The sequence below is a fragment of the Rhizobium sp. RCC_161_2 genome (assembly GCF_041355235.1).
Classification (GTDB): Bacteria; Pseudomonadota; Alphaproteobacteria; order Rhizobiales; family Rhizobiaceae; genus Rhizobium.
This window is the reverse complement of sequence record NZ_JBFUPL010000002.1, coordinates 356,570-374,958: the sequence shown is the minus strand read 5'-3', so window position 1 is coordinate 374,958 and position 18,389 is coordinate 356,570. Positions and strand designations below refer to the sequence as shown.

Genomic DNA, 18,389 nt, shown 5'->3' with positions numbered 1-18,389 from the left:
TTATGCCCTCAACCCAAAGCCCTGCATCAGCCGTCGTGTCGGAAAATCCGGCGTGCCGGAGGTAAAGACGGCGAAATCGTAAGTGTCGGGATGAACGGCATCGGCCACCTGCGGCACCAGGCTGCGGGCGCGGCGCGCGATCGCCTCGGCAGGATCGAGCCAATCGACCGGCCAGGGCGCAAGCCTGCGGAAGATATTGGCCATGAAGGGATAATGCGTGCAGGCAAGCACGACGATATCGGTCTTGCGGCCATCCATCTCGACAAAGCACTGGCCGACTTCGGAAAGCACAGCATCATCGGAAACGGTGCCGCCGCGAATATAGGCTTCCGCTATACGTGCCAGATTTTCCGAGCCGACGAGCCGGACATGGCATTGCGTCGCGAAGGACTGGATGAGATCGCGCGTATAGGCGCGCTTGACGGTGCCCGGCGTCGCCAGGACCGAGACCAGACCGGATCGTGTCCGCTCCGCCGCCGGCTTGATGGCCGGCACCGTGCCGACGAAGGTCATTTGCGGGAAAGCGGCGCGCAAATCAGCACCGACAAGCGTGAAGGCGGTATTGCAGGCGATGATGCAGATTTCCGGATCGTAATCCGCCAAGAGCTTGGCGAAGAGACCAACAATGCGCTCGCGCAGCGCCTGCTCTTCCCAGTCGCCATAGGGGAAGCCGGCATCGTCGGCGACATAGATGAAACCGCGCTCCGGCATCAACACCCTCGCCTCGCGCAGCACCGTCAGGCCACCAATGCCCGAATCGAACATCAGGACCGGTTTCAGCTCATTCGCCGTTGCTGTCATCGTTTGTGGGTTCCTTCGGTGCAGCGGAGGATCTGGGATGCGAGCCGCTACCGCGCGGAGATTTTCGCGTGAAGCGGTCGAGGGACGAGATCACGCCGCGCAAGACGCTGATTTCCTGTTCGGTAAACGCCCGGCGCGAGAGGACTGCGCGCAGATTGTCGATCATTTTGGGCTTTTTCCCGGCAGGATGGAAATAGTTGCGCGCATCCAACGCCTCTTCTAGCTGATCGAACAGACCGAAGAGCTGCTCCTTGGTCGAGGGCCGCTGCTCCATCGCCTGGAACGGCACGGCGGCGACATCTTCCATGCCGGTCTTCATCCATTCATAGGACATCAGCAGCACGGCCTGGGCGATATTCAGCGAGGCGAAGGCGGGATTGACGGGAAAGGTCACGATCTCGTCGGCCAGCGCCACCTCTTCGTTGGTCAGGCCCCAGCGCTCACGACCAAAAAGGATGCCGGTACCCTCGCCTGCCTTGAATCTTGCACGAAGCGTCTCGGCAGCAACCACCGGCGAGCGCACCGGCTTGAAGCCGTCACGCTCGCGCGCCGTCGTCGCATAGACGAAATTAAGGTCGGCGACCGCCTGCTCCAGCGTGTCGTAGACCTTGGTCGCCTCGATGATGTGATCGGCCTTGGAGGCGGTCGCCTGCGCCCGTTCGTTCGGCCAGCCGTCGCGCGGATTGACGAGGCGAAGCTCGGCGAGGCCGAAATTCGCCATGGCGCGCGCCACCATACCGATATTCTCACCCATCTGCGGCTCGACCAGAATGACGGCCGGTCCTTCGGCCAGAAGTTGACGCTCGCTATTCGTGCCTGCCATGACGCCTTTCCCCATGCGCGGACCATACCGCGCAAATCACGGTCGAAATAACGAGACAGCCGGCAATCGGCAAGACTTTTGAGCGTCCCGTTCACCGCCCTTCGTCAATTGTCGTTTAACGATAGCTTACATATAGTCCACAACCATACATACGGGGCGAAAGGATTAATGCATGAGAATAATTTCGCGAAGGCTGGCCGCTGGCGTCGTCATTGCACCGTTGCCTTCAATAGTCATCGCGACGTTCTTCTTCAGAAAGGGGCTGGAAGATCATATCTCGCTCTGGGACGTCTTTCTGCCCTTGGCGGCGATTGGCTACGCGATTGCGTTGATCTTGGGCCTCCCCATCCATCTTGCCCTCGTTCTGAGAGGATGGACAAAAATCGGCCATTACGCCGTCGCGGGCGCAATTTTAGGGCCGGCTATGCTCTTTTTTTCTGACATTATTGGGGCTTTTATTACAGGCCGTCTCATCGGGGTTGAAGTCGACGAAAACACACTTCAGGTTCTGGGTCTGATGGTGACGTTCATCGGACCTGCTGCCATCATATTCTGGCTCATCGTCCGCCCTGATAAGAAGAGCTCCAATACGATCTGACTATTTCTGATCCGGTTGTTTCTGCTGCTGGTCCGCCGACTGCTGCTGCTTGACGATATCCTGCATGACGGATTTCAGCGAATTAGACTGACCGCCCTCGTCGACCGTGATGATGTCGTCGATGACCGGCTTGCCTGCCTCCTGAATGACCTCGAAACGCACCGTGGTCACCGCCTGACTGTTGGCGTCAGAGCCCTGGCAAGCTAACGACTTGAAGGTCGCGACCACCTCCGTCGTATCACCATTGGGGGCCTGCGCGGCGATATTCATATCCTGTAACGGACATGCATCCTGACCGCCGACAATGACATCGTAATCGAAGGGCGAAATGCCATCCTCGTCGGCTGCGGGAAACTGTGCCGCCGCTTTGTATTTCGCAATGAAATCCTTGCTGTAGCGCTCGTCCAGCTTGCTCTCCTCGAAAATATCCTGCCAGTCGCTGTCGCCGCCCGCCCAGTTGGAAACGGTAGCGTCCATCACTGCCTTGACCGGCGTCGTCACATCGGCCACCGAGGCCGGGCCTGCGCTGAGCGAGAGAGGAAGAAAAACAGCGAGAAGCGCGGCAGCGGCAATTTTCTGCATGAGTAAGAATCCATAACGATCAGCGAAGCATGCGCGCGACATTAGCCGCATCCGTCGCTTTGGCAATGGTTCGTCCTACAAAAGCAAACGGCGCGATGAGCAGGATGTGATGAGCAAAAACGCCGCTTTAGCGCCTCTTTGGCTTTGCGTTCGGAACTTGCGATGCTATAGCGCTCGAGACTTCATATCACTCACGGGGACATCCGCTCCCATCAGCTTAGACGAGGCAGAAGCATGAAGAAGATCAAGGTCGCTAACCCCGTTGCCGATCTCGATGGCGACGAGATGACTCGCATCATCTGGCAGTTTATCAAAGACAAACTGATCCATCCTTACCTCGATATCGATATCGACTATTACGACCTCTCGGTCGAAAACCGCGATGCGACCAACGACCAGGTCACCGTCGATGCCGCCAACGCCATCAAGAAGCACGGCGTCGGCATCAAGTGCGCGACGATTACGCCCGATGAAGATCGCGTCAAGGAATTCAACCTCAAGCAAATGTGGAAGAGCCCGAACGGCACGATCCGCAATATCCTCGGCGGCGTCATCTTCCGCGAGCCGATCATCTGCAAGAACGTACCGCGCCTGGTTCCGGGCTGGACCAAGCCGATTGTCGTCGGCCGTCACGCCTTCGGCGACCAGTACCGCGCCACTGATTTCAAATTCCCCGGCAAGGGCAAGCTGACCATCAAGTTCGTCGGCGAAGACGGCGCGGTCATCGAGAAGGAAGTATTCGACGCTCCTGGCGCCGGCGTGGCCATGGCCATGTACAACCTCGACGAATCGATCCGCGAATTCGCGCGCGCCTCGATGATGTATGGCCTGATGCGCAAGTGGCCGGTCTACCTCTCGACCAAGAACACCATCCTCAAGGCCTATGACGGCCGCTTCAAGGATATCTTCGAAGAGATCTACCAGAGCGAATTCAAGGCGAAGTTCGACGAAGTCGGCATCACCTATGAACACCGCCTGATCGACGACATGGTCGCTTCCGCGCTGAAGTGGTCCGGTGGCTACGTCTGGGCCTGCAAGAACTATGACGGCGACGTCCAGTCCGACACGGTTGCCCAGGGCTTCGGCTCGCTCGGCCTGATGACCTCGGTTCTCTTGACGCCGGATGGCAAGACGGTTGAAGCCGAAGCTGCTCACGGCACGGTTACCCGCCACTACCGTCAGCACCAGAAGGGCCAGGAAACCTCGACGAACTCGATTGCCTCGATCTTCGCCTGGACCCGCGGCCTCGCTCATCGCGCTAAGCTCGACGACAACGCCGAACTCGCCCGGTTCGCTTCCACGCTGGAAAAGGTCTGCGTCGACACGGTCGAAGCCGGCTACATGACCAAGGATCTGGCACTGCTGATCGGCCCCGACCAGCCGTGGCTCTCCACCACCGCCTTCCTCGACAAGATCGACGAGAACCTGCAGAAGGCCATGGCTGCCTAAGCCTCGGCAACAGCAAAGCTTACGAAAACCCGGCCTCAGCGCCGGGTTTTCTTTTGCCGGAAAATCTTGCCGCCGCACGTGCCGGATGGCAAGAATGGCAGAACAAAAGGGAGGAACGCATGACCGAGGAACTCGTTTTCTACACCAACCCGATGTCGCGCGGGCGCATTGCCCGCTGGATGCTGGAGGAGATCGGTGTGCCCTATCGCACCGAATATCTCGATTTCGGCACGACGATGAAAGCGACCGACTATCTCACGGTCAATCCCATGGGCAAGGTGCCGGCGATCAAGCATGGTGAGACCGTCGTCACGGAATGCGCGGCCATCTGCGCCTATCTGGCCGAGACCTTCCCTGAGGCCGGCCTGGCGCCGACGGCAGCCGAGCGCGGCCGCTATTTCCGCTGGATGTTCTTCGCCGCCGGGCCGATGGAGATGGCGGTCACCAATCGCGCCCTTGGCTTCGAAATTCCGAATGAACGCCTGCGCATGGCCGGCTGCGGCAGTCTGGATAATGTCTTCGACACGCTGGAACAGGCCGTAACCGCTTCACCCTATATCGCAGGCGACCGCTTCACGGCCGCCGACGTCTATGTCGGCTCGCATGTCGGCTGGGGCCTCAATTTCGGCACGATCGAAACGCGGCCGGCCTATATCGATTACTGGAGCCGCGTCAGCAACCGCGATGCCTATCGCCGTGGCAACGAGCTTGATAACGCAGCGATGCCGAAACAGGCAAATGGCTGAAAAGACAAAGCTCTACAGCCATTCTCTCGATCAAGACTTCGTGCCGCTATTGCAGCGGCATGTAGATCTCGGTCAATAACTCCGTCGGCTGCACGTCACGAGGATTGTTGAGGTATTCCTCGAACATCAACGCATCGCGCAGCTGCCGGCCGGAGGCGGGCAGCCATTCGGCGTAGAGCCACTGATAGGCCTTGTACATATCGGCATAGGGGCCTTTGTGCCGCAGCACGGCATATTCACCGCCAGCGATCGTTCGTCGCTCTAGCGGCGCGCTGGCGGCGATCTCATCGCCGGCATTGACACAGGCATAGGAGCGCAATTTCTCCGCCGGGACGACATCTGGGTCGTCAAGATAGACGCCGATCATCCGCATATCGGGCCTGGCAAGACCACGGGCATGGAGCGTGCCGAACAGGGTTTCGAAAGCCTGGCCGATCTGCATGTAGGGGCCGGCATGAGAAACGCCGATCAGCGAGAGCGGGGAAATGGTGCGAAGCGTGACGTCGAACATAAGCCTGATCCTTCCTTGGGTGCTGGGTTCGAAGATCGTGTGACTTCCCTCATTCCGATATCGCGCCGGCGGCATGCCGTAGACGGATTTGAAGATGCGGTTGAACGATTGGAGGTTGGGATAGCCCGACCGCTTTGCAATGTCGCTGACGACAAGATCGGTGTTGACGAGATCGCCGGCGGCGCGGTGCAGCCGCAACCGCTTGACGGTGGCAGCCGCCGTCTCGCCATAGATCGCCCGATAGATCCTGTGCCAATGATAGCTGGACATGCAGGCGATCGCGGCAAGTCTCTCCATATCGAGCTCTTCGTCCAGATGCTCGTGAATATAGGCAGAGACCCGCCGCAGACGGGTTTCATAAAGCGCCCATGCCGTTTCGCCGTTCATGTCAGCCCCCTTGCAAATCGATCGGCCCCACGGAACCATATCTCGATTTGACAAATCCTGCTGAGTTTCGAGCAAAACAAAACGGCGGGGTTATTCGCCCCGCCGTTTATCAATAGTGAAATTAAATCCGCATCTTAGCCAGCGAGTGCCACAGCAACCGCTTCAACAGCCTCATCCGCCTTTGCACCATCCGGTCCACCGGCCTGGGCCATGTCGGGACGGCCGCCGCCACCCTTGCCGCCAAGGGCGGCAGAGGCGATGCGGACGAGATCGACAGCGCTGAAGCGGCCGATCAGATCGTCGGTGACGGCGACAACGGCGCTAGCCTTGCCGTCTTCGGAAACGCCGATCAGCGCGACGACGCCGGAGCCGAGGCTGGTCTTGCCATCATCGGCAAGCCCCTTCAGGTCCTTCGGATCGACACCGGAAATGGCCTTGCCGAGGAACTTGACGCCGCCGATTTCGCGAACTGCATCGGCCGAGCCGCCTTGGCCACCGCCCATGGCGAGCTTGCGCTTGGCGTCCGCCAGTTCACGCTCGAGCTTACGACGCTCGTCCATCAGCGCTTCGACGCGCGAAACGACATCGATCGGCTGCACCTTCAGCGCGGTGGCCAGCGCCTTCACGCGGTCGTCCTGCTCGGCCAGATAATCGCGAGCGGATTCGCCGGTGACTGCCTCGATACGGCGCACGCCGGCGCCGACAGCGCTGTCGCCGAGAATACGGATAAGGCCGATCTGGCCGGTAGCGCCAACATGCGTGCCGCCGCAAAGCTCGACGGAATAGGGCTTGCCGGTCTTGCCGCCGCGCACGCCCTGCCCCATCGACACGACACGCACTTCATCGCCATACTTCTCGCCGAACAGCGCCATCGCGCCTTCGGCAATGGCATCGTCGACGCTCATCAGGCGGGTCGTGACCGTCGAGTTCTGCAGCACGATCTCATTGGCCATGTCCTCGACGACCTTCAGCTCCTCGGCCGACATCGGCTTTGGATGCGAAACGTCGAAGCGCAGGCGCTCGGGCGCGACCAGTGAGCCCTTCTGCGCCACATGAGTGCCCAGCACTTCGCGCAGCGCTTCATGCAGCAGGTGAGTTGCCGAATGGTTGGCGCGCAGGCGCGAGCGCCTGTTGTGGTCGACTGTCAGGACAACAGCGTCGCCGGCCTTGATCGTGCCGTCCGAAACCGTGGCGATATGCACGAACAACCCCTCGCCCTTCTTCTGCGTATCGCTGACCGCAAGCTTGCCGGTATCGCTGGAAATCACGCCGGTATCGCCCATCTGACCGCCGGATTCGCCATAGAACGGCGTCTGGTTGACGATGATCTGCACTTTGTCGCCGGCGGACGCGCTGTCGACGGCAACGCCGTCCTTGACGATCGCCTGGATCACGCCCTCAGCGACTTCCGTGTCGTAGCCGAGGAACTCGGTGGCGCCGTGCTTTTCCTTGAGCTCGAACCAGATGGTTTCGGTCGCCTTGTCGCCCGAGCCGGTCCAATGCGAACGTGCCTCGGCCTTCTGCCGTTCCATCGCATCGGTGAAGCTGGAGATATCGACGCCGATGCCGCGGGCGCGCAATGCGTCCTGCGTCAGGTCCAGCGGGAAGCCATAGGTGTCGTAGAGCTTGAAGGCGGTTTCGCCGTCGAGGCTGTCGCCTTTGTGCAGCTCCGAAGTGGCATCGTTCAGCAATGACAGGCCGCGTTCCAGCGTCTTGCGGAAACGGGTCTCTTCGAGCTTCAGCGTCTCGGAGGTCAGCGCCTCGGCGCGCACCAGCTCCGGATAGGCACGGCCCATCTGCTGCACCAGCGCCGGCAGCAGCCTCCACATCAACGGTTCCTTGGCGCCCAGCAACTGCGCATGGCGCATGGCGCGGCGCATGATGCGGCGAAGCACGTAACCGCGACCTTCGTTCGACGGCAGCACGCCGTCGGCGATCAGGAAGGCGGAGGAGCGCAGATGGTCGGCGATGACGCGATGGCTGGCGCGATGCTCGCCCTCGGCCTTGACGCCGGTTGCCTCTTCCGACGCTTCGATCAGCGCGCGGAAGAGATCAATGTCGTAATTGTCATGCTTGCCCTGCAGCACTGCGGCGACGCGCTCGAGACCCATGCCGGTGTCGATCGACGGACGCGGCAGGTCGACCCGCTCCTGCTTGGTGATCTGCTCGAACTGCATGAAAACGAGATTCCATATCTCGATGAAGCGGTCGCCATCCTCTTCCGGCGAGCCGGGAGGCCCGCCCCAGATATGGTCGCCATGGTCGTAGAAGATTTCCGAGCACGGCCCGCACGGGCCGGTATCGCCCATCGCCCAGAAATTGTCGCTGGTCGGGATGCGGATGATCTTGTCGTCCGAGAGACCGGCGATCTTCTTCCAGAGGTTAAAGGCGTCGTCGTCAGTGTGGTAGACCGTCACCAGCAGGCGCTTGGCGTCGAGGCCGAATTCCTTGGTGATCAGGTTCCAGGCGAGCTCGATGGCCCGCTCCTTGAAATAATCGCCAAAGGAGAAATTGCCGAGCATTTCGAAGAAGGTGTGGTGACGGGCGGTATAGCCGACATTATCGAGGTCGTTATGCTTGCCGCCGGCGCGCACGCATTTCTGCGCGGTCGACGCCGTCGTATAGGGACGCTGCTCCAGGCCGGTGAAGACATTCTTGAACTGCACCATGCCGGCATTGGTGAACATCAATGTCGGATCGTTGCGCGGCACGAGCGGGCTCGACGGCACGATCTCGTGACCGTTCTTCTTAAAATAGTCGAGGAAGGTCGACCGGATTTCATTCACACCGCTCATGTTTGGCCCTTCAGTATGCCTTCGGCAAGTCCTATCAAAGTCAGTGGCTTTTATCGTTCGCTCCCGGCCCTGTCCAGCCGCACAAACAAAACCGGCCGCACATCCCTTGGACAATACGGCCGGTTTTGAATTTTAGTCCTATATCAAAGCCTGGAACGGCTCTGGAAACCGCTATTCGGCGGCAGCCTCACCGTCATCGGCATCAGGCCCGCCATTCTGCAGGAAGCGGTCGGCGATCAGGCCGGCATTCTGGCGCAGCGACAGTTCGATCTCGCGGGCGAGATCCGGATTGTCCCGTAGGAAGAGCTTCGCGTTTTCGCGGCCCTGGCCGAGGCGCTGGCTGTTATAGGAGAACCAGGCGCCGGACTTTTCGACGATGCCGGCCTTGACGCCGAGATCAACCAGTTCGCCGGTCTTGGAAACGCCTTCGCCATACATGATGTCGAATTCCACCTGCTTGAAGGGCGGTGCCATCTTGTTCTTGACGACCTTGACGCGGGTCTGGTTGCCAACCACCTCTTCGCGCTCCTTGACGGCGCCGATGCGGCGGATATCGAGGCGAACCGAGGCGTAGAACTTCAGCGCATTACCGCCGGTCGTCGTTTCCGGCGAACCGAACATGACGCCGATCTTCATGCGAATCTGGTTGATGAAGATCACCATGGTGTTCGACTTCGAGATCGAAGCAGTAAGCTTGCGCAGCGCCTGGCTCATCAAACGGGCTTGCAGGCCCGGCAGGCTGTCGCCCATCTCGCCTTCGATTTCGGCGCGTGGCGTCAGCGCGGCAACGGAGTCGACGACGAGAACGTCGATGGCGCCGGAGCGCACCAGCGTGTCGGTGATTTCAAGCGCCTGTTCGCCGGTGTCGGGCTGCGAAATCAAAAGGTTCTGCAGGTCGACGCCAAGCTTGCGGGCATAGACCGGATCGAGCGCGTGTTCGGCGTCAACGAAGGCGCAAATGCCGCCCTTCTTCTGTGCTTCAGCAATCGTCTGCAGTGCCAGTGTCGTTTTACCGGAGCTTTCCGGCCCGTAGATCTCGACAATACGCCCCTTCGGCAAGCCGCCAATGCCGAGCGCGATATCGAGGCTCAGGGAGCCAGTGGAAACTGTTTCGATTTCGACCACGTTCTCGTTGGAGCCGAGTTTCATGATCGAGCCCTTGCCGAACGACCGCTCAATTTGAGAGAGTGCCGCTTCAAGTGCCTTGCTTTTATCCACCGATTTGTCCTCTACAAGCCGCAAAGAATTCTGAGACATTCGATCCACCTTTAGGTTATTGAAGCCGCTCAAGCAATGTCGCCGCTAATGAGAATTTTGTACTCTATTTGTTCTCATTTCACAAGGCCACAACAAACGATTGAAAGAAAAAGGTAAAATGAATTCCGTTCTACATTTGTTTTCTTCTTTCATCCCAAGCACTTACGTACCCTCGCCGGCCAATTCCGGCATGTTATCAACCGCTTCGATTCGCCTTTTTGGCCGCTAAGGAGATCGATATGGCGAAGAAGATTCTCGTTTTGGGCGGCGCTCACATCGACCGGCGCGGCCGCATTTTCGGCGATACGGCACCCGGCGCCAGCAACCCGGGCGCCTGGTTCGAGGAACCGGGCGGCGGCGGCTTCAACGCGGCGCGCAATCTGGCCCGCCTCGGCTTCGATGTACGGCTGATCTCGCCACGCGGCGGCGATCCCTCAGGCGAGATGGTGGCGGAAGCCGCAAACCACGCCGGCATCGACGACAAGCCCTTCGTCTTCCTTGACCGCAAGACGCCGAGCTACACCGCAATCCTCGAGCGTGACGGCAATCTAGTGATCGCGCTCGCCGACATGGAGCTCTACAAGCTGTTCGTGCCGCGCCGGCTGGCGATCCGCGCCATTCGCGATGCTTTCGAGACCACCGACCTGATCCTCTGCGACGCCAACCTGCCGGCTGACACGCTGAGCTCGATTGCCGCGCGGGCAGCCACTCACGGAAAGCCGCTGGCCGCGATCGCGATCTCGCCGGCCAAGGTTGTCCGCCTGAAGCCCTGCCTTGCCGGCATCGACCATCTTTTCCTCAACGAGGCGGAGGCCGCGGCACTGACGGAAAGCCGTCCCGACGATCCGCGTGATTGGGTTGCCGGACTGCGCGCACTCGGCCTCAAAAGCGGTGTGATTACCCGTGGCAAGCGCGAATTGATCGCCTTCTCCGGCGACACCACTGTCAGCCTTCAGCCGCCTGTCGTTGATAATGTCGCCGATGTCACCGGCGCGGGAGATTCGCTGGCTGCCGGGATTCTCTCCGCTCTGCTTGCCGGCCACGATCTCGCCGAGGCCGTCCGGCACGGCACGGCGGTGGCCGCGATTACCGTGCAATCCCCTTTCGCCACGGCGGAAAATTTGTCGCCCGCGCTTCTGAAGGCGATGTTGGCTCTTGTTCCACAAGCCGTAATTCTGTCATGAAGCGCATTGATCTCGCATTTCCTGTTTCAGCCGATTGGACTAGACCATGACCAAGCCCATCTCCCCCCTGCTGCCGATCTCCTATTCGAAGGAGGTTGCCGCCGCCAAGCTGCGTGGCGCGCCGCTGGTAGCACTGGAATCGACCATCATCACCCATGGCATGCCCTATCCCGGCAATATCGAAATGGCGCAGAGCGTCGAGGCAATCATCCGCCAGGAAGGCGCCGTGCCGGCAACCATCGCCGTCATTCATGGCGTCCTGCATATCGGCCTGGAGCCTGAAGAGCTGGAAGCGCTCGCCAAGACCGAAGGCGCGATGAAGGTATCGCGCGCCGATCTCGCTTTCGCGATTGCAGAACGCCGCACCGGTGCGACAACCGTTGCCGCGACGATGATCGCCGCCGCCCGCGCCGGCATCAAGGTGTTCGCGACTGGCGGCATCGGCGGCGTCCATCGCGGCGCTGAGGAAAGCTTCGACATCTCCGCAGACCTCGAAGAGCTTGCCCGCACCGGCGTCATCGTCGTCTGCGCTGGCGCCAAGGCGATCCTCGACATTCCGAAGACGCTGGAAGTGCTGGAAACCCGCGGCGTCCCTGTCGTCACCTACGACAGCGCCGAATTCCCGGCTTTCTGGTCGCGTGCCTCCGGCCTGCCGAGCCCACTGACGCTGAATAGCCCGGCGGCGATCGCCAATTTCCAGGTCACCCGCGACCAACTCGGCATCGACGGCGGCATGCTGATCGCCAATCCGGTGCCGGAAGCCGCCGAGATCCCGCGCGAGGAGATGGAGATCTATATCGAACGCGCGCTCGACAGCGCCGAACGCGACGAAATCGTCGGCAAGGCGGTCACTCCCTACCTGCTCAGCACCATCTTCGACCTTACCGATGGCCGCAGCCTGAAGACCAATATCGCGCTGGTCGAAAACAATGCCCGTCTCGCCGCCGAAATCGCGGTTGCCCTGGCGGAATAACGAGAACTGCACGACGGTTGTCGGACACAGCGTCGCTCATCAGGTCAATATGAATAGACCGAGAGCGGCGCGCAGTTCGGCAACTGTCGCCTCGGTGCGCTCCCTCGCCTTCAGCGTACCCTGCCGCAGCAAATCCAGGACATAGGCCGGATCGCCGGCATAGCGGGCGCGCCTTTCACGGATGGGCGCGAGCAGCGCTTGCAGCACATCCTCGAGATGCCGCTTCACCGTCATGTCACCAAGACCGCCCCTTCGATAGCGCGCCTTCATCTCGTCGACAAAATCCCGATCCTCGGCAAACGCGTCGAGATAGGTGAAAACGACGTTGCCTTCGACCTTGCCCGGATCGGCTGCGTGCAGATGATCAGGATCGGTGTACATTCGCCGAACCGCCTCGCGAATATCGTCCGGTGAGGCAGAGAGCGGGATGGCGTTGCCCTGCGATTTGCTCATCTTCGCCTTGCCATCGACACCCGGCAGACGACCGATCGCCGGGATCATCGCCTCGGCTTCCGGCAAAAGCTCGCGACCAATCTGCCGGTTGAGACGACGCACGATCTCGTTGGTCTGCTCGATCAACGGCGCCTGGTCTTCGCCAACGGGAACGATCGTCGCCTTGAAGCCGGTAATGTCGGCCGCCTGGGACACAGGATAGCAAAGAAACCCCGCCGGAATATCGCGCTCGAAGCCACGAAGCTGGATTTCCGTCTTGATCGTCGGATTGCGTTCAAGCCGCCCGACAGTCACGAAATTCAGGTATAGAAGCGTCAATTCGGCGAGCGCCGGCAAGGCAGACTGCAGGCAGATCGTGGTCTCCGCCGGATCGATCCCCACGGCGAGATAATCGAACGCGACTTCCAGGACGTTGCGGCGAACCCTATCCGGATCATCGGCATTATCGGTTAGGGCCTGCGTGTCTGCGAGAAGCAGGTATTGCCGATGACTATGCTGAAGGGCCACACGGTTCCGCAGAGAACCAGCATAGTGGCCGAGATGCAGAGGGCCGGTGGGTCGATCACCAGTCAGGATGACGGGACGACTGTCAATTGGTGAGTACATTTTGATGCTCCGTAAAGGAGCCGCCGCGATCGGGAAGAAACTTGGAAAATTGACCATACCTGCCGGATCACGGCGGCAAGGGTCGATTTCAAGAAATGACGACTGCCGCTCCTACAAGGAGCGCCACCACGTCCGCAGATTGGGATTTGCGAGGTCGTTCATGCCCGCTAGATGCCACGGATCGGATCAAAATAGCAATGAGAGTAAAACAATGTTTCTACAGCAGCCTCTGCTGGAGCCGATCCCTTGCGAACAAGACCATCGCCAAAACGCAGATTGCCAGCTCGATCAGAGACGTCCAGTGAAAGACAAAGTTGAGGTACCATGGCTGATAAAGCGCCGGTACCTGAACGAGGTTGAAACCTTGGTCGCTGAAAGGAAATAGCCAGCGGATATCGGCAGTCACCGAATCCAGAGCGAGATGCAGCAATATGCTGAGCAGGCCCATCAAGACGAAGATCAACCACCCACGCTTGCGAAACATGACGAGCCTTAAAGCCAAAACACCGGCGATCGCGAGCCAGAAGACCGGCGTGTGCGTTATATAATCGTGGTGTTCATGTCTTCGTTGGTCAACGAGGTAGAAGTAAGCAAGATCCGCGTCCGGAAGAACCGAGCACACCAAAGCCACGCCGACCAGCGACCTTTTGTAGACGGCATCTCGCTGAATCACGAGTTTTGAAAGGATGTAGCCTGCGGGAAGATGAGCGACGAACATCTCTTAGTTGCTGCCATCTCATTGTGACTAGCTTTTGTTCGCAATTCGCCATCTTTCAGCGAGACACAGAAAAATTCTCACTAGTGATCCAGCGTCTCCCTGACGACCACCGCAAGCTGCTTCAGTGAGAACGGTTTCGGCAGGAAGCCGAATTTGGCGTCGGCCGGCAGATTGCGGGCAAAGGCGTCCTCGGCATAGCCAGAGACGAAGATGAACTTCATATCCGGATATTTCTTGCGCAGCTCTCCAAGCAGAGTCGGCCCATCCATTTCCGGCATAACGACGTCGGACACGACGACATCCACCTGGCCGTCGAGTTCTTCCATGATCTCGAGCGCCTCGACGCCGGAGCCGGCCTCGTAAACGGTGTAGCCACGCGTCTCAAGCATGCGCTTGCCGCCACGACGGACCGCCTCTTCGTCCTCGACCAGGAGCACGACGGCCGACTTGCCGGTGAGATCCGCAGGTTCCTCCGGCGGAACGACGGCGGCGACGCTCTGGTCCATCGCCGAGATATCGCGGCTCTCGGGCGTCTGGCCTTCCGTCAGGGCCGGCATTTCGACGATATGGCGCGGCAGGAAGATGCGGAAGGTCGTGCCCTTGCCAACTTCCGATTCCGGATGGATATAGCCACCGGACTGCTTGATGATGCCATAGACCATGGCAAGGCCGAGACCCGTGCCCTTGCCCACTTCCTTCGTCGTGAAGAAGGGCTCGAAGATCTTGTCCATGATCTCAGGCGCAATACCCGTGCCGGTGTCGTTGACCTCCACCAGCACCATCTCCTCATGTGGCAGATAGGCATAGTTGAAAGCAGCGACATCCGAGGCCGGCAGATTGCGGGTGCGCAGCGTCAGCGTCCCGCCGCCCGGCATCGCGTCGCGGGCGTTGACGCAGAGATTGATCAGCACCTGCTCGAACTGCGACAGGTCGGTCTTCACCGGCCAGAGATCGCGGCCGTAATCAACATCGAGCTTGACATGCGTGCCCGACAGCAGCCGTTCCACCAGCATGCGAAGGTCGCCGATCACGTCGGTCAGATTGAGGATCGTCGGCCGCATCGTCTGCTTGCGCGAGAAGGCAAGCAATTGCCGCACCAGCACGGCGGCACGGTTGGCATTGCGCTTGATCTCCATCAGATCCGCGAAGCTGGCGTCGGAGGGCCGGGCCTGCAGCAGCAGATGGTCGGAAGACAGCAGAATGGCCGTCAGTACGTTGTTGAAATCATGCGCGATGCCGCCGGCAAGCGTGCCGACCGCATTCATCTTCTGCGTCTGCGCCATCTGCGTTTCCAGCGCCTTCTGCTCGGTCACTTCGACGGCATAGACGATGGCTGCCTCTTCCGGCGCCTCGTCGGTCTGGTCGATGACGGCGTTGACGTAGAAGCGGAAATGCCGGGTATCGTCCTTCGGATTGCGGGAATCGATCGGCGGGATATCGCCTTGCCGGTCTTTGGCGGCGGCCAGCGCATCCTTGAGCCGTGGGCGATCGCTTTCATTGACAACCGTCTCAAGCGCCGCACCGCGCTCGATATCGTCGCGCGACACGAGATCGGAGAAGAGCTTCAGGAATGGCGCGTTCGTGCGCAGGATGCGCCCGGCGCCATCGACTGAAGCAATCGCCATTGGCGTATTGTTGAAGAAGCGGCTGAAACGCATCGCCGCAACGGAAGCGGACTGAGCGTTGTCGCCGCCATTCTGCCGGGTCAGAACGATGGTCCGGCTTTCGCCGGGCGCGCCGTCGCGCATCGAGGTGACACTATGGACGATCTGCACCGGCAGGCTCTGGCCGTTGGCGCGGCGCAGGTCGAGATCCAGCGTCACCGTCTTTTTCAACCCCGGCTCGGCCTGCACCGACTGGATCAGCGTCAGGCCCTCGCCGGCGACGAGATCGCCGACGCTCATCGAGCCCGGCACGAATTTGGTGAGATCGAAGCCCAGCCATTCGGCGAGCGTCGCATTCAGATAGAATATCTCGCCCTTGCGGCCGGCAGAGAAGAAGCCCGCAGGCGCGTGATCGAGATAATCGATGGCGTTCTGCAATTCCTTGAAGAAGCGTTCCTGGTCGTCACGCTCCGAGGTGATGTCGGTAATCTGCCAGATGTGTAGCGCCTTGCCACGTCCAGGCTCGGGCGGCAGCACGCGCGCTTTCAAGCGATACCAATGGCCGTCATTGCCACTGCCTTCCGCAGCGCCGAGCGGCTTCAGCAACCGGAACTCCTCGGACCCCTCCTTGCCGTCGCGCAAGCCATTGGCCAGGCGATAGAGCGCCTCATTGGATTCGCGATTGCGCGACAGCAGCGTTTCCAGCGATTGAACCTCGGTCGCCTTGGCCGCACCAGTCAGCCGTCCATAGGCAGAATTGGCATAGACGATACGGCCTTTTTCGTCCGTGATCAGGGTGCCGTCTGGATGGCTGTTGAGGAACGAGCGTGCCAGATTGTCGGACTGCGTCTGCGGCATGACCTCGACGAAGCCGATGATCGACGACACGAGAAAGAAGATGCCGACCATGGCAAGAATGCCGAGCCCGCCGAGTACGGCCTCATTGTCGAGCTGATCCTTGAAGACCACAAAAGCAGCCGCCGCGGCCACTAATACTAGGGCCAGCAGGATGATGCGCAGCACGGTGCCCGAACGAACCCCGCGGTCCACCAGCGGTACGCTATACTCGTCGGACGGACGCTGCTTCGTCATGGACCCCTCGTCTCCGTCCTCTTCCTTGTCACGTCGTACACTTGACGGATCGCCGGAATCGGACCTTCGAATCATCTTTAGCAATTTGCCGCCTCAGCAAAAAGCTTTGCGGAGGCAGAAAGGCTTGTATTCACAAGGAAGAGCGCTGGACAGCGAACGATCTTATCTTGCCTCGAAGGTGAACCTGTCCATATGATTGCCTCATATCAGAACAAAGAGGAAGGCGCGCGGCCGGTCGTACTACCACGGCAAGGCCGCGACATCGGGGTTAATTACGGAGTATCTCGACATGTGGGACGATATCGCCGGGGCCTATGGCAGCCGATTCCTTCTAGCAGCCGGTGGGGTTGGCATTGCCCTTCTCCTGTTGATCGGCATTCTTTGGATCCTGCGGAGCCGAGCGCCGTCGCCTTTCGTGCGGGGTGGAAAGAACCGCCAGCCGCGCCTGCAGGTGCTGGACGCCGCCGCCGTCGATGCCCGCCGACGCCTCGTGCTGGTCCGCCGCGACGGTGTCGAGCACCTCATCATGATCGGCGGCCCGACCGATATCGTCATCGAATCCGGTATTTCCGATCCAAGCAAAGCGGCGGCACAGACGCCGATCCCGATCGAGCTGCCGACGCCCCCTGAACGTCGTTTGGAGCCGGCACCGGAGCTTCCGCGCCTTGATCGCCAGCCGAAGGAGTCTGCGGAGGCAAAGATCGAGGCCTATTTGGACTCCGAACCGACCGCCGCCATCGAACCGGCAATCGAGCGCCCGCAGCCCGTTGCGGCACAGCCGCCGCGCGCGCAGCAATCCGCAACGGCCGTGTTGAGCGAAGCTGAGGCTGCCGAGATACTGGACGCGGCACGCCATGTCGTTCTGCCGCAGGAACCGCCGCGCGCCACTCCCGCCGCCCCGGCAGTTGCAGCGCCGCAGCAGATCCGTGAGCCCGGCAGCGATTTCCAGCGCGTGCTGGAGGCCGAAATGGCAAACAACCTCACCGCCGAGCGGATCATCCCGAACGCGCCGCAGCAGCGGCAGATCCAACAACAACCCGCGGCGGCCCCGGCACAACGCCGTGACCCCGAGCTCGCGCCGATCACCGGCTCGGACGCCGCGCTTCAAAAAGAAGTCGCGCGCATTTTCGGCGAAATGAGCGTCAACCGCGATAAGTAATCAGGATACGGCTTTAGCTGGCTTCACAAAGATACGAAAAAGGCACGACGGGGATTTCCGTCGTGCCTTTATTTTTTGCAGTCCGATTTTAGCCGGACAGTGATTATTCGTCTTTATAAACTTTTTCGCGGCGCTCGTGGCGCTCCTGTGCTTCGATCGACAGGGTAGCGATCGGTCGAGCATCCAGGCGCTTCAGGCCGATCGGCTCACCGGTTTCTTCACAGTAACCGTAGGTGCCTTCATCGATGCGTTGCATAGCGGCATCGATTTTCGAGATCAGCTTACGCTGACGATCCCGAGCCCGGAGTTCGATGGCTCTGTCGGTTTCCGAAGAAGCCCGGTCGGCCAGATCTGGGTGGTTTGCGCTTTCTTCGGCCAAATGCTCGAGCGTTTCGCGCGCTTCTCTTAGGATATCATTCTTCCAGGCTACTAGCTTTGCTCGAAAGTAGGCCCGCTGACGCGAATTCATGAACTCCTCGTTTTCCGAGGGCACATACTCGCTAAGATCGATCTTCTCACTCAACGCGATTCTCCTGAAGAACATCTCATATGGCGCGCTGTATATCCCAACCGATAGTATCGGTTCAAGCCAAATAGATGCTGTAAACCGATTTTTAATTTTGTCATAAAATTCGGCTAACAGTCTATTTT

The 18,389-nt window shown here is 60.1% G+C and carries 16 protein-coding genes; 6 read left to right on the top strand and 10 right to left on the bottom strand.

Annotated features, from left to right (window positions below; genetic code table 11):
• Complete coding sequence (gene murI, locus AB6803_RS05895) at positions 1–801, bottom strand: glutamate racemase (protein ID WP_371108011.1); 801 nt, start codon at positions 799–801, stop codon at positions 1–3.
• Positions 782–1,624, bottom strand: coding sequence for an RNA methyltransferase (locus AB6803_RS05890; protein ID WP_371108010.1), 843 nt, complete (start codon positions 1,622–1,624; stop codon positions 782–784). Before AB6803_RS05890 ends, murI begins: the two co-directional genes overlap by 20 nt.
• A 172-nt stretch (positions 1,625–1,796) precedes the next feature.
• Between AB6803_RS05890 and AB6803_RS05885 the strand changes: the two genes are divergently transcribed.
• Positions 1,797–2,222 (top strand): hypothetical protein, encoded by a 426-nt coding sequence (locus tag AB6803_RS05885; RefSeq protein ID WP_371108009.1) that lies wholly within the window; start codon positions 1,797–1,799, stop codon positions 2,220–2,222.
• Here the strand turns inward: AB6803_RS05885 and AB6803_RS05880 are convergent, their stop codons facing one another.
• On the bottom strand, positions 2,223–2,804 hold the full coding sequence (locus tag AB6803_RS05880) for a hypothetical protein (RefSeq protein WP_371108008.1): 582 nt from the start codon (positions 2,802–2,804) through the stop codon (positions 2,223–2,225). It abuts the gene before it with no gap.
• Between the two features lie 234 nt (positions 2,805–3,038).
• Between AB6803_RS05880 and AB6803_RS05875 the strand changes: the two genes are divergently transcribed.
• Positions 3,039–4,253: an NADP-dependent isocitrate dehydrogenase gene (locus AB6803_RS05875; RefSeq protein ID WP_371108007.1), complete on the top strand. Its 1,215-nt coding sequence runs from the start codon at positions 3,039–3,041 to the stop codon at positions 4,251–4,253.
• Positions 4,254–4,372: 119 nt separating this feature from the next.
• Positions 4,373–4,999, top strand: a complete 627-nt coding sequence (locus tag AB6803_RS05870; protein WP_371108006.1) for a glutathione S-transferase family protein — start codon at positions 4,373–4,375, stop codon at positions 4,997–4,999.
• A 46-nt stretch (positions 5,000–5,045) separates the two neighbouring features.
• On the opposite strand, the gene AB6803_RS05865 is transcribed toward AB6803_RS05870, so the two are convergent.
• The 3 genes from AB6803_RS05865 to recA all read right to left on the bottom strand — a co-directional run bounded on the left by AB6803_RS05865 (position 5,046) and on the right by recA (position 9,949).
• On the bottom strand, positions 5,046–5,897 hold the full coding sequence (locus AB6803_RS05865; protein ID WP_371108005.1) for a GyrI-like domain-containing protein: 852 nt from the start codon (positions 5,895–5,897) through the stop codon (positions 5,046–5,048).
• Between the two features lie 134 nt (positions 5,898–6,031).
• Positions 6,032–8,692, bottom strand: coding sequence for an alanine--tRNA ligase (alaS, locus tag AB6803_RS05860; RefSeq protein WP_371108004.1), 2,661 nt, complete (start codon positions 8,690–8,692; stop codon positions 6,032–6,034).
• 171 nt (positions 8,693–8,863) lie between these two features.
• The gene (recA, locus tag AB6803_RS05855; RefSeq protein ID WP_012651593.1) at positions 8,864–9,949 is read right to left on the bottom strand and encodes a recombinase RecA; all 1,086 of its coding nucleotides are present in this window, start codon (positions 9,947–9,949) and stop codon (positions 8,864–8,866) included.
• 239 nt (positions 9,950–10,188) lie between these two features.
• Here recA and AB6803_RS05850 point away from each other — a divergent pair, with 239 nt between their 5' ends.
• Entirely contained in the window at positions 10,189–11,133 is a 945-nt protein-coding gene (locus tag AB6803_RS05850; protein WP_371108003.1) for a carbohydrate kinase family protein, read from the top strand.
• A 46-nt stretch (positions 11,134–11,179) separates the two neighbouring features.
• A complete protein-coding gene (locus AB6803_RS05845) occupies positions 11,180–12,106 on the top strand; it encodes a pseudouridine-5'-phosphate glycosidase (protein ID WP_371108002.1) in 927 nt (308 codons plus the stop codon).
• 39 nt (positions 12,107–12,145) lie between these two features.
• Here AB6803_RS05845 and trpS read toward each other — a convergent pair whose 3' ends face one another.
• The 3 genes from trpS to cckA form a co-directional block, all read right to left on the bottom strand.
• Complete coding sequence (gene trpS, locus AB6803_RS05840; protein ID WP_371108001.1) at positions 12,146–13,165, bottom strand: tryptophan--tRNA ligase; 1,020 nt, start codon at positions 13,163–13,165, stop codon at positions 12,146–12,148.
• Between the two features lie 217 nt (positions 13,166–13,382).
• Positions 13,383–13,883, bottom strand: a complete 501-nt coding sequence (locus AB6803_RS05835) for a metal-dependent hydrolase (RefSeq protein ID WP_371108000.1) — start codon at positions 13,881–13,883, stop codon at positions 13,383–13,385.
• A gap of 80 nt (positions 13,884–13,963) precedes the next feature.
• Positions 13,964–16,579, bottom strand: coding sequence for a cell cycle histidine kinase CckA (gene cckA, locus AB6803_RS05830; RefSeq protein ID WP_371107999.1), 2,616 nt, complete (start codon positions 16,577–16,579; stop codon positions 13,964–13,966).
• Positions 16,580–16,868: 289 nt separating this feature from the next.
• On the opposite strand from cckA, the gene AB6803_RS05825 reads away from it, so the two are divergent.
• On the top strand, positions 16,869–17,738 hold the full coding sequence (locus AB6803_RS05825) for a flagellar biosynthetic protein FliO (RefSeq protein ID WP_371107998.1): 870 nt from the start codon (positions 16,869–16,871) through the stop codon (positions 17,736–17,738).
• A gap of 103 nt (positions 17,739–17,841) precedes the next feature.
• Here the strand turns inward: AB6803_RS05825 and dksA are convergent, their stop codons facing one another.
• Positions 17,842–18,261 (bottom strand): RNA polymerase-binding protein DksA, encoded by a 420-nt coding sequence (gene dksA / locus AB6803_RS05820; protein ID WP_007696378.1) that lies wholly within the window; start codon positions 18,259–18,261, stop codon positions 17,842–17,844.
• Positions 18,262–18,389 lie beyond the last annotated feature (128 nt).

Excerpts from the sequence above, each read along its gene's own strand:
- murI (WP_371108011.1), bottom strand. The coding sequence starts at position 801 with ATGACAGCAACGGCGAATGAGCTGAAACCGGTCCTGATGTTCGATTCG.
- AB6803_RS05890 (WP_371108010.1), bottom strand. The coding sequence starts at position 1,624 with ATGGCAGGCACGAATAGCGAGCGTCAACTTCTGGCCGAAGGACCGGCC.
- AB6803_RS05885 (WP_371108009.1), top strand. The coding sequence starts at position 1,797 with ATGAGAATAATTTCGCGAAGGCTGGCCGCTGGCGTCGTCATTGCACCG.
- AB6803_RS05880 (WP_371108008.1), bottom strand. The coding sequence starts at position 2,804 with ATGCAGAAAATTGCCGCTGCCGCGCTTCTCGCTGTTTTTCTTCCTCTC.
- AB6803_RS05875 (WP_371108007.1), top strand. The coding sequence starts at position 3,039 with ATGAAGAAGATCAAGGTCGCTAACCCCGTTGCCGATCTCGATGGCGAC.
- AB6803_RS05870 (WP_371108006.1), top strand. The coding sequence starts at position 4,373 with ATGACCGAGGAACTCGTTTTCTACACCAACCCGATGTCGCGCGGGCGC.
- AB6803_RS05865 (WP_371108005.1), bottom strand. The coding sequence starts at position 5,897 with ATGAACGGCGAAACGGCATGGGCGCTTTATGAAACCCGTCTGCGGCGG.
- alaS (WP_371108004.1), bottom strand. The coding sequence starts at position 8,692 with ATGAGCGGTGTGAATGAAATCCGGTCGACCTTCCTCGACTATTTTAAG.
- recA (WP_012651593.1), bottom strand. The coding sequence starts at position 9,949 with ATGTCTCAGAATTCTTTGCGGCTTGTAGAGGACAAATCGGTGGATAAA.
- AB6803_RS05850 (WP_371108003.1), top strand. The coding sequence starts at position 10,189 with ATGGCGAAGAAGATTCTCGTTTTGGGCGGCGCTCACATCGACCGGCGC.
- AB6803_RS05845 (WP_371108002.1), top strand. The coding sequence starts at position 11,180 with ATGACCAAGCCCATCTCCCCCCTGCTGCCGATCTCCTATTCGAAGGAG.
- trpS (WP_371108001.1), bottom strand. The coding sequence starts at position 13,165 with ATGTACTCACCAATTGACAGTCGTCCCGTCATCCTGACTGGTGATCGA.
- AB6803_RS05835 (WP_371108000.1), bottom strand. The coding sequence starts at position 13,883 with ATGTTCGTCGCTCATCTTCCCGCAGGCTACATCCTTTCAAAACTCGTG.
- cckA (WP_371107999.1), bottom strand. The coding sequence starts at position 16,579 with ATGACGAAGCAGCGTCCGTCCGACGAGTATAGCGTACCGCTGGTGGAC.
- AB6803_RS05825 (WP_371107998.1), top strand. The coding sequence starts at position 16,869 with ATGTGGGACGATATCGCCGGGGCCTATGGCAGCCGATTCCTTCTAGCA.